Source organism: Klebsiella pasteurii (assembly GCF_018139045.1).
Classification (GTDB): Bacteria; Pseudomonadota; Gammaproteobacteria; order Enterobacterales; family Enterobacteriaceae; genus Klebsiella; species Klebsiella grimontii.
In genome coordinates this window covers 731,610-748,108 of sequence record NZ_CP073236.1, presented here as the reverse complement: position 1 = coordinate 748,108, position 16,499 = coordinate 731,610, and the positions used below count along the sequence as shown (strand labels likewise).

The window sequence follows — 16,499 nt, the reverse complement described above, 5'->3', positions numbered from 1 at the left end:
TTCTGATGCCACACTATGAATTGAGCCATTATTAAATGCTGCAGAATCAAGAAATTAGCAAGAAAGAAAAATACAATATCGACAAATTGCAGAAGCGCCTGCGCCGTAACGTCGGCGAGGCCATTGCCGATTTTAATATGATTGAAGAAGGCGACCGCATCATGGTTTGCCTCTCCGGCGGTAAAGACAGCTACACCATGCTGGAGATTTTGCGCAACTTGCAGAAAAGCGCGCCAATTTCCTTCTCCCTCGTGGCGGTCAACCTCGATCAAAAACAGCCGGGCTTCCCCGAACATATCCTGCCGGAATATCTTGAGCAGCTGGGCGTTGAATACAAGATTGTTGAAGAAAATACCTACGGCATTGTTAAAGAAAAAATTCCGGAAGGTAAAACCACCTGCTCGCTCTGCTCACGTCTGCGCCGCGGCATTCTTTACCGCACCGCTTCTGAGCTGGGCGCGACCAAAATCGCCCTGGGCCACCACCGCGACGATATCCTGCAGACCCTGTTCCTGAACATGTTCTACGGCGGGAAGATGAAAGGTATGCCGCCGAAGTTGATGAGCGACGACGGTAAACATATCGTGATTCGCCCGCTGGCCTACTGCCGGGAAAAAGATATTGAGCGTTTCTCCCAGGCGAAAGGTTTTCCGATTATTCCGTGTAATCTGTGCGGTTCGCAGCCCAACCTCCAGCGCCAGGTGATTGCCGATATGCTACGCGACTGGGACAAACGCTATCCAGGGCGCATCGAAACGATGTTTAGCGCGATGCAGAACGTGGTGCCTTCCCATCTTAGCGACGTTAACCTGTTCGATTTTAAGGGCATTCATCACGGTTCTGCGGTGATTGACGGCGGCGACCTGGCGTTCGATCGCGAAGAGATCCCGATGCAGCCGGCCGGTTGGCAGCCGGAAGAGGATGACGCGCAGTTGGATGAACTGCGCCTGAATGTGGTGGAAGTAAAATAACGTCTTTACGTCTCAGGCGCGCGCCTGAGACGCTTTTTTCGCGCTTATTTCAGCAAACGAACCCGGCAGGTCTTACCTTTAATCTTCCCGTTTTGCAGCTGCTTAAACGCTTTATGCGCTACGCCCTGGCGCACGGCAACGTAGACATGCGCCGGATGAACGGCGATCTTGCCGATGTCCGCGCCATCAAGGCCGATATCACCGGTCAACGCCCCCAGTACATCGCCCGCGCGCATCTTCGCTTTTTTTCCGCCATCAATGCACAGCGTGGCCATCTCTGCCTGCAGCGGCACAATAGTGCTATTTGCCGGCCCGTTCATCCAGTTGAGCTTTGTTTGCAACATTTCTGCAAGAATATTCGCGCGCTGCGCCTCTTCCGGCGCGCAGAGGCTAATCGCCAGACCGCTTTCGCCCGCGCGAGCGGTACGACCAATGCGGTGCACGTGAACCTCCGGGTCCCAGGCCAGCTCGTAGTTCACCACTAGCTCGAGCGACTTGATATCTAACCCGCGGGCGGCAACGTCGGTCGCTACCAGCACGCGCGAGCTCCCGTTAGCAAAGCGTACCAGCGTCTGGTCGCGGTCGCGCTGTTCAAGATCGCCGTGCAGCGACAGAGCGCTCTGGCCAGCGGCGTTTAGCGAATCGCAGACAGTCTGACAATCCTTTTTGGTATTGCAGAACACCACACAGGAAGCGGGCTGATGCTGGCTCAGCAGCTTTTGCAACAGCGTGATTTTTCCGTGTTGCGAAGTTTCAAAAAACTGCTGCTCAATAGCTGGCAACGCATCAACGGCATCAATTTCAATGGTCTGCGGGTTGTTCTGCACACGGCCGCTAATCGCCGCGATCGCTTCCGGCCAGGTAGCGGAAAACAACAGCGTCTGGCGCGAAGCCGGCGCAAAGCGGATCACTTCATCAATGGCGTCGCTAAACCCCATATCCAGCATGCGGTCCGCTTCGTCCATCACCAGCGTTTGTAGCGCGTCCAACGACACGGTGCCCTTTTGCAGGTGATCGAGCAAACGCCCCGGCGTGGCGACGATAATATGCGGCGCATGCTGTAGCGAGTCGCGCTGGGCGCCGAAAGGCTGGCCACCGCAGAGGGTCAAAATTTTAATATTCGCCAGAAAGCGCGCCAGACGACGCAGCTCACCAGCGACCTGATCCGCCAGTTCGCGGGTCGGACACAGCACCAGCGACTGCGTCTGGAACAGAGAAGCGTCAACGTGCTGGAGCAATCCGAGGCCGAATGCCGCCGTTTTACCGCTGCCGGTTTTTGCCTGCACGCGGACATCTTTACCCGCAAGAATAGCCGGCAAAGCCGCCGCCTGAACCGGGGTCATCGAAAGATACCCCAGTTCATTCAGGTTAGTGAGCTGGGCGGCGGGCAAAACATTCAGAGTTGAAAAAGCGGTCACAATTATTTCTCGCATTACATTTAGGGGCGGACAATCTGCTGGCGCGTATCGTCGCAGATCTCCGCTCCCGATGCGACAATTTAATCGGCTCATCGTCAGGCGGTGGGTCGGGTAACGGGCGCGGGCGGGGTTTAGGATCGTGGACCGGTACAGGATCGTTGGGTTCCGGCGGAATGGGGATTGAGTTCAGCGAATGAATACGCATATTGACTCCCGGTTATGGACGGGTACACCAGTTAAGCGTAGAAGCTGAGAAACAGAGCGCAAAAAAAAGCCGACTCATTAAAGTCGGCGTCGTACGAATCAATTGTGCTATGCAGTAATTCAAAAAAGGAAGTAAGACAATATGGAGCGCAACGCCCATCGCTTGACGTTGCATTCACCTGCGAGAGAGATATTGCCCTGAATGGGTAGACAGTTTATTGATTTCGCTCAAACATTGCCGGATTTTCATCATCATCACCGCGCCAAAAGACGATTCTTTACAACCATTTACTACGATGCAACCACCATGTAACACCCCCAATGAGAACGACTAACATTATGCAGAAAATAGAAAAACCCATATGCCAGCTATTGCCGGGAATGCCGCCGAGGTTGACGCCAAAGAGTCCGGTTAAAAAAGTGCTGGGTAGAAAAACCATTGCCATCAGCGACATCGTATAAGTTCTACGCGATAGCGACTCCTGCATAATTTGCGCGATTTCATCGCTCATGATCGCCGTGCGGGCGATGCAGCTATCAATCTCATCCAGACCTCGTCCCAGACGTTCGGCAATATCCTGCATCCGTCGCCGATGGTCGTCCGTCATCCACGGCAGACGCTCGCTGGCAAGCCTTGCATACACATCACGCTGCGGCGCCATATAGCGGCGCATGACGATAAGCTGTTTACGTAGTAACGCGAGGAAACCGCGCGGCGGGACCTGCTGATCCAACAAATCATCTTCCAGATCGATAATCCGGTCGTGAAGCTGCTCGATAAACTCGCTGGCGTGATCGGTTAGCGCATCGCAAACATCCACCAGCCAGCCGCCGCCGTCAACCGGGCCGTTTCCCTCACGCAAATCGCCGAGCACATCATCCAGCGCCAGGACTTTGCGCTGCCGGGTGGAGACAATCAAACGCTCGTCCATATAAAGACGCATCGCGACCAGTTGGTCCGGGCGCTCATCGGTACTGCCGTTAATACAGCGCAGCGTGATTAAAGCCCCATCGCCAATCCTCGTCACACGCGGGCGAGTGCTCTCGCCGGCCAGCGCATCGCGCACGTTATTGGGCAGCAGCGGCGTTGATGCCAGCCATTCCGCGCTATCAACATGGGTATAGTTGAGATGCAGCCAGCAAGGATGCTCTTTATCAATGGTGTCACTATCGACCAACGGCTTTACGCCGCCCTGCCCGTCGAACACCCATGCAAAAACGGCATCCGGCACGTTCAGTTCCGATCCCTTAATGGCGTCCACTGGACCTCCGTTAACTCATGCACATTTCCGTAGTCTAGCCTTACGCGACGGTTACGCAAGAGCTAATCAGGGCATGCTGCTGAATTCACTGGCGAAAAACGAGGAGTCTGAAAAAAAGAACCCGCCGGCGGCGGGTTGTGGATGTACCTTGCAATACTGTGTCTAACCTGCATTATCACTCTCCGCCAGACGCTGGGCTGACGGGAAGGCAGGCTAGCAGGAGCCGTTCACTTTTTCTCTTCTGCGTATTGACGAGCGTTGTCATGCAAATGGGTACACATACTTTTTTCCTCTATGTTAATAAGCAAAATAATAATAGAGCGATATTGCTGCTTTGCAAGTTTAACTGTGGCCTTTGGCGCTATTCAGATAGCGCAGAAATAGCAGCAGGTCTAAGTCGTTGCGTAGATGAAATTTAGACATAATCAGACGCTTATGTGCAAAAACCGTTTTATTGCAAAGCGAAAGTTCTCGGGCAATCGCGTTCACCGTTAGCCCCTGGTAGATTGCCGCCGCGATGATTCGCTGCTGTGGAGATAGCCTTCTCTGCGGGCAACGCTCGCATCGTAACACCGATTTTTGTTCCGCTGCCGGTGGAACCAGAATCCATGAGAGTTTAATTTTCGCCATAACCTGAGAGATTTTCTCATCGCGCCCAACAAAGACGATCTCTTCCAGGCAGAGCGGCAAAGCGCCTCTCCCCCGTTGATTTTGCCTGGCAACCAGGCCAATCAGCAATCCCGGTTTCCGATTTAACAACTCCGGATGACATACGAATTCAGCTCCGCGGCATAAATCCAGCACGACCACATCAGCATCCTGCACGATCCGTTCATTAAGCGATGCAGCACATTGTGTAGATAATGAGTACTCCGGGAAGATGCTCTGTAATATAAAGTGAAATCCTAAATTAAAAAACTGATTGTTATTTTTAATGACGATATTCAACATTGGCTTAGCCTGCTGAAGATAGTAAATCAAGTATTATCCAGACAGCTAACGATACGCAAAGTACCGCTATCGTCGTTTTACAAAACACGATATAAATAAACATTATTTTTCGACCTGAGAACTGGCGCCCCACGAAATTTAAGTAGAAATAGCGTTCTGGCGCAGCGAATCACACGGGCTAATTAAAACCTCCCCGCCCCGCTGTGGATTAATATCCCTCATCTTGACTAAAAAAGGATATTGCAAAAAACCTTATACCATTCACATGGATTATATTTACGCTCGCCGGAGCGTCGCCAGCCAGGCCGGCCGGCTTACAATCAAGCATCGTAAAAACCAACGCTATTACGGCTGAAGTGAATTCTCATCTAAATACACTCATTAACTCAAGTTATTTTTCGGTATAATTTTAGACTATTCATAACTTGCATTGTTGATCTTCTCAGAGGTTATTGGCTGCCAGAGGGGAGGACTCCCCGGCGGAAAAATGGGAGAGTGACAAACTATCCTGCGTAAGCATTCAACAAAACGTCACCTCTGTGGGGCATCACGTTCGGCGCATTCCTTTTTCGGTAAAATGCTGTATTATGCGATTTATTGCAGCATTTTGCGGGTTTAGATTATGCACAAAACGGCCAGACAGAAATATCTAATTGATATTCTTAGCGAAAAAGGCCAGGTCACTATCAGTGAGCTGGTCGATAACCTGCAGGTTTCTGCAGATACGCTGCGCCGCGATCTCAGCGACCTCGAGAAACAGGGGCTGGCCCAGAAAAACCACGGCGGCGCTATCGCGCTCAATCTCTCCATCATGAATCGCCAGAACAGGAATACGCTGCTACCGGATATCAAGCAGCGCTTAGGTAAAATGGTGGCGGAGAAAATCCCCGGCGGATCCACGCTGTTCCTTGACGCGGGGAGTACCGTGCTGGCCGTCGCCGCTCAGATACAGGGCCCGATGACGGTGATCACCACCTCTTTGGATATCGCCCAGCACTTCAGCGCGCGTGCGGATATTCAGCTTATTTTGCTGGGGGGGAAATGGGATATGCAGCAGCGCCTTTTTGCCGGTAGCGCTACGGTTTCGCTACTGGAACGCTATCGGGCGGATATCGCTATTCTCGGCGCCTGCGCGCTCCATGCCGATCTCGGCCTCAGCGCCAGCCAGGAGGCGGACGCTGAAGTTAAGCGCGCCATGCTGGCGGCCAGCGCGGAACATTGGCTGGTGGCCGATCATATGAAACTCAATCACTGCGAGCCCTGGCTGGTTGCCGGACTCGCCGACATCCATCAGCTCTTTCTTGATCGTCCATGGGAAGAACTGAAGGATAACGGCTCAATACAACTCACTATCGCTGATGCTTAAGAACGCGGAGATGCTTATGACTAACGGTAAGAATATTAATATTGCCCTGATTGGCTACGGATTCGTCGGAAAAACTTTTCATGCTCCGCTGATCCAGTCCGTCAACGGCTTGAATCTGGCGATTGTCGCCTCGCGCGATGAAGATAAAGTGAAACGCGACCTGCCGAATGTCACCGTCATCGCATCGCCTGAAGAGGCCATTCAGCATCCGGATGTCGATCTGGTGGTTATCGCCTCTCCTAACGCCACCCACGCTTCGCTTGCCCGTCTGGCCTTAAACGCCGGCAAGCACGTCGTTGTCGACAAACCGTTTACTCTTGATATGCAGGAAGCCCGCGAACTGATTGCGCTCGCGGAAGAGAAACAGAGGGTGCTGTCAGTGTTCCATAACCGCCGCTGGGACAGCGATTATCTGGCCGTGAAGCAGGTTATCGAACAGGAGCTCATCGGAAAAGTTAAACATTTTGAATCCCATTTTGACCGCTTCCGCCCGGAAGTACGCGTCCGCTGGCGGGAGCAGAACGTACCGGGCAGCGGCCTGTGGTTTGATTTAGGCCCGCATCTGATCGACCAGGCGCTGCAGCTGTTCGGCCTGCCGCAGTCGGTGCAGGGGAACATCGCCACTCTGCGTGAAGGCGCGGAGATCAATGACTGGGCGCACGTGGTGCTGAACTATCCGCAGCACAAAGTGATTCTGCACTGCAGCATGCTGGTCGCAGGTGGCGTATCGCGCTTTACCGTCCATGGCGATAAAGGCAGCGCCGTCAAACAACGCGCAGACCAGCAGGAGAGCCAGCTGCTGGCGGGCGTGATTCCGGGCAGCGAAAGCTGGGGCGCGGACGACGATAGCCTGGTGGTGTTTGACGCGGACCTGCGCGCCAGTGAAATCAGCGCGCCACGAGGCGATCAGCGCCAGTACTATATTCACGTCCGCGACGCGCTGACCGGCAAAATCAACAATCCGGTATCGCCATTAGAGGCGCTCGCCGTGATGGCGGTGCTGGAAGCGGCTGTGCAATCCGCCGAGAGCGGTACAACGCAAACTCTCGCGCTGACCGCAGATGAACTGGCGGGTCTGCAATAAGCGCTGCGCAATATGTCTGAGGGATAGTCGCCCCCCTTTAATGCCAGCCTACAGTTTCACCCGCAGCAAATCGCTGAGCCGGGTGGTGTAGGCTGGCGACAGCATCTGCCGCTTCATCTCCCAGCTGCGCTCTATCCCCTGCCCGGCAAACCAGAGCCGGCCTTTTTCACGTCGATTAACAGAATCAAGAACCGTCATCAGCTGTTCACTATTCGCGCGCGGCCGATAGTCGTCAAACAGGCCTAACTGCGCCACCCCCTGGCTAAAGAAATCGCCCAGCATCACGCCGCACTTTTGATATCGGTATCCCTCTCGCCAGATGGTATCCAGGCATTTTAGCGCCGCCGCGATGATATCCCGGCTATCCTGGGTCGGGATGTGGATTTTCGTGCCGGCATCATTGCCGTAATAGACTTCATTACCCGCAAACGGGCTGGTCTTCACAAAAACGGAAATATAGCGGCAGTACTGATGCTCCGCGCGCAGCTTCTCGGCGGCGCGGACCGCATGGCTGCACACCGCTTCACGCATCGCCCCGTATTCACTCACCTTCTGACTGAATGAACGCGAGCAGATAATTTGCTGTTTAGTCGGCATATACTCTTCCAGCTCAAGGCAGGGCTCGCCTCTCAGTTCCCGCACGGTGCGCTCCATCACGACGCTGAAATGTTTTCTGATAAGCGAAGCGGGCGTCTCGGCCAGCTGAAGCGCCGTGTTGATCCCCATATCATTGAGCTTTTTCGCAATGCGGCGCCCTACCCCCCAGACCTCACCGACGACCACCTTCTCCAGCAACTTTCTCTGCCTGACCGGTAAGGAGAGATCGACCACGCCCTCGAACTTTGGCCACCTTTTGGCCGCATAATTAGCCAGCTTAGCCAGCGTTTTCGTCGGCCCGATCCCTACCCCCACCGTCAGACCGGTACACTGGAGTAATGTACTACGCACATGGCGACCAAATGACTCAAGCTCCTCAGAACGATGGATCCCGGCCAAATTCACGAACGCTTCATCAATAGAATATTGATGAACCGCGGGGGCCAGCTCTTCGAGAATCGTCATGACCCGATGGGACATATCGCCATAAAGGGCATAGTTGCTGCTAAACACCGCCACCTGATGGCGTTCAAACTGTGATTTCACTTTGAAATAGGGCGCGCCCATTGGAATCTCCAGCCGTTTAGCCTCGTGATTCCTGGCGATGACGCAGCCATCGTTGTTGCTCAACACCACCACCGGACGCCCGCGTAAATCAGGGCGAAAGGCCGTTTCACAGCTGGCATAAAATGAATTCACATCGACCAGGGCAAACATCAGCGAAGCCTGTTGATGCTGAAAGTGACGACACCAAAAATCTCCAGCGCCTCACCGTCGTTGTGCAGCACAATGGGTGGAAAATCTGGATTCATCGGCAAGAGTTGCATGATGGGGTGCGTACAGAGGCGTTTAACCGTGTACTCGCCGCCGACGGAGGCGATGATGATATCACCATGTTTCGCTTTCAGGCCACGGTCCACCACCAGCAGCGTGCCTTCATAAATGCCGGCATCAACCATTGACGTGCCCGTCGCCATGACAAAATAGGTCGCCGCGGGATGGCTGATACAAAGCTCATTGAGATCTATCCCCTTCTCAATGTAATCCTGCGCGGGGCTGGGAAAGCCGCATGAAACAAGGTCGCTAAACAGCGGAATCGACACGATCTTTCGCAATTCAACCGGTTGATAAAACATCATATTAGAGTCACCCGTGACAATACTGTATTTATATACAGTATCAATAGTTCATCCGAGTTTTTCAAGTCGCCCGTCAGAGATTGGTGCGAAGACGTTGAAGTTGCGCTGAATTTTGCATCCGGGTTTGCACAGGACGCCTTCCTCGTACGTATTACAGATGGTTTTGTACTGCATGCTGGAAATTTCCGCAAATTGGGAGGAGGATAGAATCCGTTGAGGCGTACTTTGCTCATAGCCTGTTGTGGTCCACCCGACATACTGAACCGGAGATTCATATGTATTACACGTTAGGAGACAAAACTCTCCACTTTTATCGTTATCAGTGCCGCTTTTATGTCGCTCATTGGGACGGAGGGCATGTAATGACGGAGAAGTTCAAGCCGTTTATTGCCTCAATCACCGAAAAAACCGGCCTTGAGGCAAAGAACGTTGAGGCGGCGGCGCGGGACTACTTCAATAACGTCGACTGATATTGTACGCCATACCATCGCTATCGGCTTATTCGCATAGCGATGGTAACGATGGACGAACGGCGGAAAGCATAAGAAAAGCCGTGTCACGCGATCGTAAAACAAAGCCTGTAGGATAAGCCCGGACGCCACCAGCGCTAAAACGAGGTGAAGAGATGGGAACAGTTAAAGCCAGTAATCTGGAACAGGCAAAGCAGCTTCTGCAGTCCGGCGACGCTATTAAACTCGAACTGGATTTCGAGCTCGACTCTGATGAATTTTTTAATTTTGCTATCGAGTACTGTACGAATGGAGCGAAGCTTACGCGAGCCGGCGATCACTTTCAGATTTCACGTAAAAAAAAGTAGCCTGAGCGTTATCCCCGCGATTCCCAGCATCACAGGGGCCTTCGTTTTTAGCGCCTGTGATGCTCGCCAGCAGAATAAAAACATCCTCATAAATTAACCTGGAATATTGATACATCGCGCATTTTCGTTGCCGAGGGAGGAATATTGTAGCTGCGGTATCTTACCGAGGGTTAAACCGTGAAAAAACTATTAATATGCTGTTTGTTTGGCGAAACGGCAGGGATTATTGCCCGCAGAATGCAAAAAATTGCTGACGATCGGCAACTGGATTTATTAATCAGCGCCGTTGGGGTTGAAAATTTCTTTAGCGTCGCTCCCGCTTACGATGCCGTGCTGGTTGCCCCGCATATCCAGTATAAGGTCGAGCAATTCACTCGCGCACCGCAGGCACCACAAGACATTGCCGTTATTGAAAGTTTGCCCTATGCCTCATTTGATGGTGAGAAGATCCTTAACTTCGCCCTGAATACGCTGCTGTAATCTCTCTCCTGTCAAAAGAACCCGTGACTGCACGGGTTCTTTTGAGATGAATTATCTGAACGGCGCGTCAAGAGGTACTTCGGCGTCAGGTTCATGGGTAATACGGTTGCGAAGATCGCGACGAATCATCTCAATGGCCCAGAACCAAAAAATATGTCCCAGCAATTCCGAAATATACTCATCGGCAGGAATATTCAATAACGAAGGCGTCAGCCCCAGTAGCGGAAATGAGATCCAGTGAACGGCGATGGTGGCGACAATTCCCGCCCATGCTCCCTGCCATAATTTCACTTTCGGAAAGACTTCCGCGACGACACAATAGCCAACGGCAAACACCAGCGAGAATATAATATGCGTGACCATCACCGGATTGATGATGTGTTCGGAGAAAGTATATACCGTATGCGTTGGGTCAATTCCCAGATAGTCGCGTAAGAAAAGATAAGGTGGATTAAACTCATCTCTGCCGCCGGAGAAAGTACGCGGCGGTAATGGAACTTCAGCCCCCCATTTAACAAACGCCGACATAATTCCTGCAATCACCCCGACAAATAGCGCTACGCCATAACGACGTCGCCCGGGTGTTGTTTGTATAAAAAAGTCCTTAATCGCCATAAAAAATCACCATTAATTTATTACATTTATTTCCCCTGTGTCATATTTAAGGGCATTGGCGATTATCAACATTGATCACGATCACACTTTTCTCAGGTGCCATGACGACCAATTATATACTGTAATTATGACCATAGGTCTATTACCAGCAGATAAAGAGCCCCCTTTTTATTCAAAGGACGCTCTTTCCGGGACGATGCTTTTATTGCCCAAAACGGTAACTGATGCCCGCCATCATGGAGTTTACATCGCTGCTCACGCCAATTTGATTTTCGTTACCCACATTGTTGACCCACTGGTACTCCAGACGTCCCGACCATCTGTCATTAAATGCATATTCGGTGCCGAAAGCCAGTACCGGGCGCACGCCGGTGTCAAATCGATTTTTTCCATTCACGTCGGATTCCGCGCGATAGCCCATCATCCCTGCCCGGCCGTAAAGATCCCAGTCGCTGGTCAGGCTATAACTGGCCTTCAACGAAAGCTGTAGTCCCTGACTTTTCATTTGCGAACCGGATGCGCCATGGCGACCATTGATACCCATATTGCCTAAATAGTCATAGCCACCTTCAACCGCCAGCCAGGGGTTAATCTGATAGCCGGTAAACACACCGCCGCCGACGTTATCGCGGTCGACATCGACTTGCCGATCGGTGCTGGAATCGCCGTAGTGCGACCAGCCAAATTTAGATCCCGCGTACCAGGTTCCTGTCTCCGCAGCAGCAAAAGCTGCCGTCGCCGTAAAAGCATGGGCAATAATTAACGTAATAAGCGTCTTCTTCATAATCATCTCGTTGTCGACCCGTTGTCGAATAAATGTCATCGTAAATATTAAGTGGGTCTACAATAAAATATTAACACCGCGCTGATAATCGTTTTATTATTTAAATTTGGACAACCCGCCAGCCCTAAAACCGCTCGGGTAACTTATTCACGCCAATCAAGTCCCCCGTATTTAAACGTAATATAGTTACCACATTTTAACGCCGATAATACGTTTAATACACTGCTATGTGATAAGTGGGTCCCCCCCTGAATATAACCCAGAATAGATAGGCGCATCCGTGTCTGTTCGGGAAGCGGTCCTATCTCCTCCGTTGATAAAAAGGTACAGCTGTGGTTGATTTTTATGTGTCCTGGTCATACGTTTTCGCGGCTCAACGTTCATTTTTCGGCAATCGGTGTCAGGAGCGCCGTTAAACGCGGGATACTCGCTTCCGGGCGGACGGGCGGTAGGATATGCATAGGAATACCAGATGAGTTCTGGTTTAAAAATTATAGAACGCAACAAGTTTTCCGCAAGAATTGCGAGACTACGCATTTACTCACATCTGCAAAGATAAGAAAAGTACGGTCTGATTTGAATTTAAACAAACTAAAAAGCTGCCCGCAGGCAGCCGATCGAAATGGTAATAACGCTTACGATTCAGATATCAAAGGCCCTTTTCAAGGGCCCAATCTTACTTCCGTAACTCAAGCGATGCCGAGTTTCTGGACATATGCGCTGCGATATTATCGAATGTAATCATCGAGGATTTACAAAAAATGCATTTCGCGCCAAACGGATTTTTTTCAGAAACATCGTAGGTGGATGTTCTGTACTGCGACCCATGACAGCATGGGCATCTGAAATGAATGTGGTCAATCATGATGTTAGCCTCTTTTTGCTACAACATTCTCTACCGCAGGGACATTTAGCCATATTTCACAGAAAACACCTTCCCGGCTTTTCTGTCACAGCGTGAAAACGCTGCTCTGAATGGTTGAGAATAACAATGACATCATTGTCATTACTGCTTATAGATACCTCTGAAGCGCACTTCAGACTGAAATCTATTACTGCACCAGCGATTTTTTAATGTTGTTAATTTCTTAGTTTGCCCGAGGGCACGTAATGTTCGGTAGATTTCAATAAAATAATCGTGTGCTATTGGGATAACGTTATCTCTTATGCACTTTTGCACGCTAAACGGAAAATTCCAGGCCAATCCCTTCTCTATCGCCGTTTGCGCCAGTTTGTGAACCTGTCTACTCGGGTTTAGACCGTCATCGTTGTCGCAGGTTCAAAAAACTTTAAAATTATTCGCTTCACAGAGCTTAATTAATCACGATAGGGAGAGTCTAAAGAAGGATTATCTATGGATAACGCTTGAGATGAGAACTGCTTCACTAAACCGTTTATTACTGGATCTGTGTAGTAAATCGACCTGCTATTAATCACATAGATGCCGATCGATAGCAAGCTTTATTTTCACCCCGCAGCGCACTGAGAAAAAACGCGACCTGAAAAGATAGGTAAGGTAGTCGGCCGGAGCCCGCAAAGCCTTCGTTGAAGACAAGAGCAATGATCAGCCCCAGAGTGGAAACGTTAAGCTCTTATCCGGGACCAGATTCGCAGCCTGGAAACATTTATCCCCGGAGAGCAGCGTAACGGCATCTTGTTCAACCGAACGCTCCTCCCCTTCTGAATCGAATCGCCAGGCTATTTTTCTGGCGCAAGGCGTCAGAAAAATAGCGTCAGACGGAAAGCCGTAGTAACCCGCACAAAACAGAATCTCTAACTAATCGTCAGCTCATTCACAACGCTCGCTACGCTTTTGACGCTGCGAATGTTGCCGATCCCCGTGCCGAGCGAGATATAGCCTTCCTCAGCGTTGCCTTCCAGCATGCCGATACGCAAGCCGCGTAATCCCCCCATGGCTTCGCCGAGCGCCTCGCGGCTGGCGCCGGCTTTATCCATCGACACCAGTGTTTCGGCCAGCCTGCCCGGCAGCGAGCGATAGAAATGCGGCAGCGTGCGGAAAAGCCGTAAATCAAGGCCATTGGCGGCAATAATTCTTTTTTTGACTGAGGCCGGCACTCTGCTTTCTTCCGTCGCGATAAAAACCGAACCGGCAAATATCCCTTCCGCGCCGAGCGCGTGCGCCGCTCTGGCGGTACGGTTGTCGGTAATACCGCCAGCCGCCATCACCGGAATGCGATCCACCGCATCGGCAATCAGCGGCACGATTGAAAAGGTTCCCAGCACGGTACCCGGCAATGTCCCTCCTTCATCAAAACCGGTCGCGACGATGATATCGGCGCCAGCGGCTTCAGCAAGGCGGGTATTTTCAGGCGTCGGATTGATATCACGGTAAATGACAGCAATACCTGCCTCTTTTAATTCGTTGAATAGCGCCGGTATGAGCGCCCCTTCACCGTAACCGGTATACACCACGGCCCTGATGCCCTCTTCTTTTATCACCTGCAGAATAGGCGGGGTCCAGATATCGTTTTCAGGCATTGGGATCAGGTTCACGCCGAAAGGCTTTTCGGTCAGCCGTTTGGTTTTGCGGATCTCTTCGCGCATTTTTTCAGCGGTTTCTTCCGGCGTGGAAACCGCGGTCTCAGCGGTTAAACCCGCATTGGGCCCCAGCACACCAAGCCCGCCTGCATTGCTGACGGCGGCGACTAAACGGGCATCGGTTAGCCACGATAGCGGCCCCTGAATAACCGGTTTTTCTATATTCAGGATCTGACAGATACGGTTATTTTTCATGGTGCAATATCCTTCACAATAGCGCTATGGCGCGGTTCAGTTTCTTAGTGGAAGGAGTGTAGGCCGTAAGATTATTTAGAAAAATAGCCAAAAAAATTCATCACTATTATAAAATCAGTAACAATGAAATCTCCCGATGTGGGCAAAAGAAACTAACTATGCAAATAAATCTCTTCGAATCGATTCGCATTTTTATTGAAATTGTCGAGGCGGGCAGTTTTACTCAGGCGGCGGAACATCTGCAAATCCATCGTCCCGCCGTTACGAAAGCCTTGCAGCTGCTGGAGCAGCACTGCGGCACACGTTTGCTGCAGCGAACAACGCGTCGTATTAACCTGACGCCTGACGGGGAAGCGTTTTATCGTCAGAGCAAACCTTTACTCTCCCAGGCGGATGCGTTGCTGGAGTCGTTTGGTACAGACCGGGTATTGCACGGCCAGCTGCGAGTCGACATGCCTGTCGCTTTTGCGACGTTATTGGTCGTTCCCCATCTGCCTGATTTTTATCGTCAGCATCCTGGCGTCGAAATCATCCTCAGTAGCTCGGACCGCCGTCAGGATATGCTGCGCGATGGGCTTGACTGCCTGCTGCGGGTAGGACAACTGGATGACGGGGACTATATCGCCCGCAAGTTGGGCAGCATTAAAATGACGACCTGCGCCAGCCCGGCCTATATTGCGAGCCACGGCGCGCCGCAAACGCTGGAGGATTTGCAGGATCATCAGGCTATCAACTGGATTAACAGCAGCAGCAGGCAAATTATGCCGTGGACCTTTGCGACGCCAGAGGGTATCACCGAAATGACGCTTCCCGGTAAGCTGGTCATCGATAACTCTGAAACTTATTTATCGGCAGGCCTGGCGGGGCTGGGATTAGTTCAGGGAATGAACCTTTTTTTACAACCTTATCTCGACCGCAGCCTTTTAGTGGAAGTCTTACCCGACAACCCCTCCCCCGACCGCAAACTGTCACTCTTGTATCCGCACCGCCATCTCTCACGCAAAGTGCGGGCGTTTACCGAGTGGCTAGAGAGCTTATTGTCAAAGACGCGATGCGACGTTAAACAGTAACGGTAGCGCCTGTCATCGACCAGAAAGTGCCCCGGAGAAGGTTATGCCCCTCAGGAATGACGGCTTAGATTCTCAGGGTGTCAATCACCGCCCGCAGCGCGGGCGACACGTTGCGATGGGGATAATAGAGAAAAGAGCCTTCCAGCCGCTGGCTGTAGCGTTGCAAAACTCTGATAAGCGCGCCTCGCTCTAAGTCGTCGGCGACCAGCTCCTGCGGGACATAAGCCAGACCCAGACCCAACCTGGCGGCTTTTGCCTCCATATAGCTGTCAGCAAAGGCCCACTGCCCCTGCGGACGATGGGTGATTTTTTTACCGTCCTGATCGAGCTCCCAGCCGTACAGGCTTCCGTCGCCAAACTGATAGGCGATGCAGGGATGAATCACTAAATCTGCGGGCGTTTGCGGAAAGCCGTAGCGGCGAAAATGCTCGGGCGTGCCGACAACAACCATCTCCATATCTGGCGAAATGCGCACCGCCACCATGCCGCCGCCGACTTCCGGCCCCAGACGCACCCCGGCATCAAACCGCTCCGCGATAATATCGACAAACCGGCTTTCGCCGATCAGTTCCAGGCGGATATCAGGATAGCGTTGTTTAAATACCGCCAGCTTCGGCAGGAGCACTTTATCAATAGCGTGCTGGCTGGCATTGATGCGGACGGTACCGGACGGGGTATGGCGATAATACGCCAGCGTGGATAGCCCCGAGTCTAACGCATCAAAGCCGGATTCGACGGTTTGATAGAGCTGCTCGCCCGCCTGGGTGAGCGAAAGTTTGCGGGTGGTACGCACCAGAAGCTGCACGCCCAGCCGCTTTTCCAGTTCACGAACGGAACGGCTAACGCCGGATTGCGCCAGCCCAAGCCGCTGCGCCGCGGCGGTAAAACTGCCCTCCCGCACCACCAGCATAAACAGGTACAGATCGTTATAGTTTTCCCGTTTTGCCATGATTCCTCCCGCGCCTGCGTCGTAATTTATAACAATAT

General features: G+C 52.0%; 17 protein-coding genes and 2 pseudogenes. 7 read left to right on the top strand and 12 right to left on the bottom strand.

Annotation, left to right across the window (positions count from 1 at the left end; translation table 11 throughout):
• The first annotated feature begins 35 nt into the window (after window positions 1–35).
• Complete coding sequence (gene ttcA, locus KCG39_RS03570) at window positions 36–971, top strand: tRNA 2-thiocytidine(32) synthetase TtcA (protein WP_004121091.1); 936 nt, start codon at window positions 36–38, stop codon at window positions 969–971.
• 44 nt (window positions 972–1,015) lie between these two features.
• Here ttcA and dbpA read toward each other — a convergent pair whose 3' ends face one another.
• The 4 genes and pseudogenes from dbpA to KCG39_RS03555 form a co-directional block, all read right to left on the bottom strand.
• Window positions 1,016–2,389, bottom strand: coding sequence for an ATP-dependent RNA helicase DbpA (gene dbpA / locus KCG39_RS03565; protein WP_087829559.1), 1,374 nt, complete (start codon window positions 2,387–2,389; stop codon window positions 1,016–1,018).
• 40 nt (window positions 2,390–2,429) lie between these two features.
• Window positions 2,430–2,594: pseudogene (gene ynaL / locus KCG39_RS27955) on the bottom strand (proline-rich small protein YnaL); the annotation flags it as partial.
• Between the two features lie 277 nt (window positions 2,595–2,871).
• Entirely contained in the window at window positions 2,872–3,855 is a 984-nt protein-coding gene (gene zntB / locus KCG39_RS03560) for a zinc transporter ZntB (RefSeq protein ID WP_004121094.1), read from the bottom strand.
• A 342-nt stretch (window positions 3,856–4,197) separates the two neighbouring features.
• A complete protein-coding gene (locus KCG39_RS03555; protein ID WP_004121096.1) occupies window positions 4,198–4,806 on the bottom strand; it encodes a helix-turn-helix transcriptional regulator in 609 nt (202 codons plus the stop codon).
• 622 nt (window positions 4,807–5,428) lie between these two features.
• On the opposite strand from KCG39_RS03555, the gene KCG39_RS03550 reads away from it, so the two are divergent.
• On the top strand, window positions 5,429–6,172 hold the full coding sequence (locus tag KCG39_RS03550; RefSeq protein ID WP_004121098.1) for a DeoR/GlpR family DNA-binding transcription regulator: 744 nt from the start codon (window positions 5,429–5,431) through the stop codon (window positions 6,170–6,172).
• Window positions 6,165–7,256, top strand: coding sequence for an oxidoreductase (locus tag KCG39_RS03545; RefSeq protein ID WP_185910505.1), 1,092 nt, complete (start codon window positions 6,165–6,167; stop codon window positions 7,254–7,256). Before KCG39_RS03550 ends, KCG39_RS03545 begins: the two co-directional genes overlap by 8 nt.
• Window positions 7,257–7,304: 48 nt before the next feature.
• Here the strand turns inward: KCG39_RS03545 and umuC are convergent, their stop codons facing one another.
• Window positions 7,305–8,570: a translesion error-prone DNA polymerase V subunit UmuC gene (gene umuC / locus KCG39_RS03540; RefSeq protein ID WP_112165248.1), complete on the bottom strand. Its 1,266-nt coding sequence runs from the start codon at window positions 8,568–8,570 to the stop codon at window positions 7,305–7,307.
• Window positions 8,570–8,992 (bottom strand): translesion error-prone DNA polymerase V autoproteolytic subunit, encoded by a 423-nt coding sequence (umuD, locus tag KCG39_RS03535; protein ID WP_004121104.1) that lies wholly within the window; start codon window positions 8,990–8,992, stop codon window positions 8,570–8,572. Before umuD ends, umuC begins: the two co-directional genes overlap by 1 nt.
• A 275-nt stretch (window positions 8,993–9,267) precedes the next feature.
• Between umuD and KCG39_RS03530 the strand changes: the two genes are divergently transcribed.
• The 3 genes from KCG39_RS03530 (at window position 9,268) to KCG39_RS03520 (ending at window position 10,289) form a co-directional block, all read left to right on the top strand.
• Complete coding sequence (locus KCG39_RS03530) at window positions 9,268–9,462, top strand: hypothetical protein (RefSeq protein ID WP_004121108.1); 195 nt, start codon at window positions 9,268–9,270, stop codon at window positions 9,460–9,462.
• Between the two features lie 155 nt (window positions 9,463–9,617).
• Window positions 9,618–9,809 (top strand): hypothetical protein, encoded by a 192-nt coding sequence (locus KCG39_RS03525; RefSeq protein WP_142468213.1) that lies wholly within the window; start codon window positions 9,618–9,620, stop codon window positions 9,807–9,809.
• Window positions 9,810–9,986: 177 nt separating this feature from the next.
• The gene (locus KCG39_RS03520; RefSeq protein ID WP_004121114.1) at window positions 9,987–10,289 is read left to right on the top strand and encodes a PTS sugar transporter subunit IIB; all 303 of its coding nucleotides are present in this window, start codon (window positions 9,987–9,989) and stop codon (window positions 10,287–10,289) included.
• Window positions 10,290–10,340: 51 nt separating this feature from the next.
• Here the strand turns inward: KCG39_RS03520 and KCG39_RS03515 are convergent, their stop codons facing one another.
• From KCG39_RS03515 to KCG39_RS03495, 5 genes and pseudogenes are all read right to left on the bottom strand, one after another.
• Window positions 10,341–10,904, bottom strand: coding sequence for a YagU family protein (locus KCG39_RS03515; protein ID WP_004121116.1), 564 nt, complete (start codon window positions 10,902–10,904; stop codon window positions 10,341–10,343).
• A gap of 202 nt (window positions 10,905–11,106) precedes the next feature.
• Window positions 11,107–11,688 (bottom strand): outer membrane beta-barrel protein, encoded by a 582-nt coding sequence (locus KCG39_RS03510; RefSeq protein ID WP_004121118.1) that lies wholly within the window; start codon window positions 11,686–11,688, stop codon window positions 11,107–11,109.
• A gap of 124 nt (window positions 11,689–11,812) precedes the next feature.
• Window positions 11,813–11,984 (bottom strand): annotated as a pseudogene (locus KCG39_RS28045) (helix-turn-helix domain-containing protein); the annotation flags it as partial.
• 380 nt (window positions 11,985–12,364) lie between these two features.
• Window positions 12,365–12,553 (bottom strand): cold shock small protein YmcF, encoded by a 189-nt coding sequence (gene ymcF, locus KCG39_RS03500; protein WP_142468212.1) that lies wholly within the window; start codon window positions 12,551–12,553, stop codon window positions 12,365–12,367.
• A gap of 908 nt (window positions 12,554–13,461) precedes the next feature.
• Window positions 13,462–14,442, bottom strand: a complete 981-nt coding sequence (locus KCG39_RS03495) for an NAD(P)H-dependent flavin oxidoreductase (protein ID WP_123828136.1) — start codon at window positions 14,440–14,442, stop codon at window positions 13,462–13,464.
• 158 nt (window positions 14,443–14,600) lie between these two features.
• On the opposite strand from KCG39_RS03495, the gene KCG39_RS03490 reads away from it, so the two are divergent.
• Window positions 14,601–15,512: a LysR family transcriptional regulator gene (locus tag KCG39_RS03490; RefSeq protein WP_142468211.1), complete on the top strand. Its 912-nt coding sequence runs from the start codon at window positions 14,601–14,603 to the stop codon at window positions 15,510–15,512.
• A gap of 64 nt (window positions 15,513–15,576) precedes the next feature.
• Here KCG39_RS03490 and KCG39_RS03485 read toward each other — a convergent pair whose 3' ends face one another.
• Window positions 15,577–16,461, bottom strand: a complete 885-nt coding sequence (locus tag KCG39_RS03485) for a LysR family transcriptional regulator (RefSeq protein WP_004121124.1) — start codon at window positions 16,459–16,461, stop codon at window positions 15,577–15,579.
• Between the last annotated feature and the right edge of the window lie 38 nt (window positions 16,462–16,499).

What these genes read in the sequence shown, in the direction of transcription:
- ttcA (WP_004121091.1), top strand. Translation starts at nt 36, where the DNA reads ATGCTGCAGAATCAAGAAATTAGCAAGAAAGAAAAATACAATATCGAC.
- KCG39_RS03555 (WP_004121096.1), bottom strand. Translation starts at nt 4,806, where the DNA reads ATGTTGAATATCGTCATTAAAAATAACAATCAGTTTTTTAATTTAGGA.
- KCG39_RS03550 (WP_004121098.1), top strand. Translation starts at nt 5,429, where the DNA reads ATGCACAAAACGGCCAGACAGAAATATCTAATTGATATTCTTAGCGAA.
- KCG39_RS03545 (WP_185910505.1), top strand. Translation starts at nt 6,165, where the DNA reads ATGCTTAAGAACGCGGAGATGCTTATGACTAACGGTAAGAATATTAAT.
- umuC (WP_112165248.1), bottom strand. Translation starts at nt 8,570, where the DNA reads ATGTTTGCCCTGGTCGATGTGAATTCATTTTATGCCAGCTGTGAAACG.
- umuD (WP_004121104.1), bottom strand. Translation starts at nt 8,992, where the DNA reads ATGATGTTTTATCAACCGGTTGAATTGCGAAAGATCGTGTCGATTCCG.
- KCG39_RS03530 (WP_004121108.1), top strand. Translation starts at nt 9,268, where the DNA reads ATGTATTACACGTTAGGAGACAAAACTCTCCACTTTTATCGTTATCAG.
- KCG39_RS03525 (WP_142468213.1), top strand. Translation starts at nt 9,618, where the DNA reads ATGGGAACAGTTAAAGCCAGTAATCTGGAACAGGCAAAGCAGCTTCTG.
- KCG39_RS03515 (WP_004121116.1), bottom strand. Translation starts at nt 10,904, where the DNA reads ATGGCGATTAAGGACTTTTTTATACAAACAACACCCGGGCGACGTCGT.
- KCG39_RS03510 (WP_004121118.1), bottom strand. Translation starts at nt 11,688, where the DNA reads ATGAAGAAGACGCTTATTACGTTAATTATTGCCCATGCTTTTACGGCG.
- ymcF (WP_142468212.1), bottom strand. Translation starts at nt 12,553, where the DNA reads ATGATTGACCACATTCATTTCAGATGCCCATGCTGTCATGGGTCGCAG.
- KCG39_RS03495 (WP_123828136.1), bottom strand. Translation starts at nt 14,442, where the DNA reads ATGAAAAATAACCGTATCTGTCAGATCCTGAATATAGAAAAACCGGTT.
- KCG39_RS03490 (WP_142468211.1), top strand. Translation starts at nt 14,601, where the DNA reads ATGCAAATAAATCTCTTCGAATCGATTCGCATTTTTATTGAAATTGTC.
- KCG39_RS03485 (WP_004121124.1), bottom strand. Translation starts at nt 16,461, where the DNA reads ATGGCAAAACGGGAAAACTATAACGATCTGTACCTGTTTATGCTGGTG.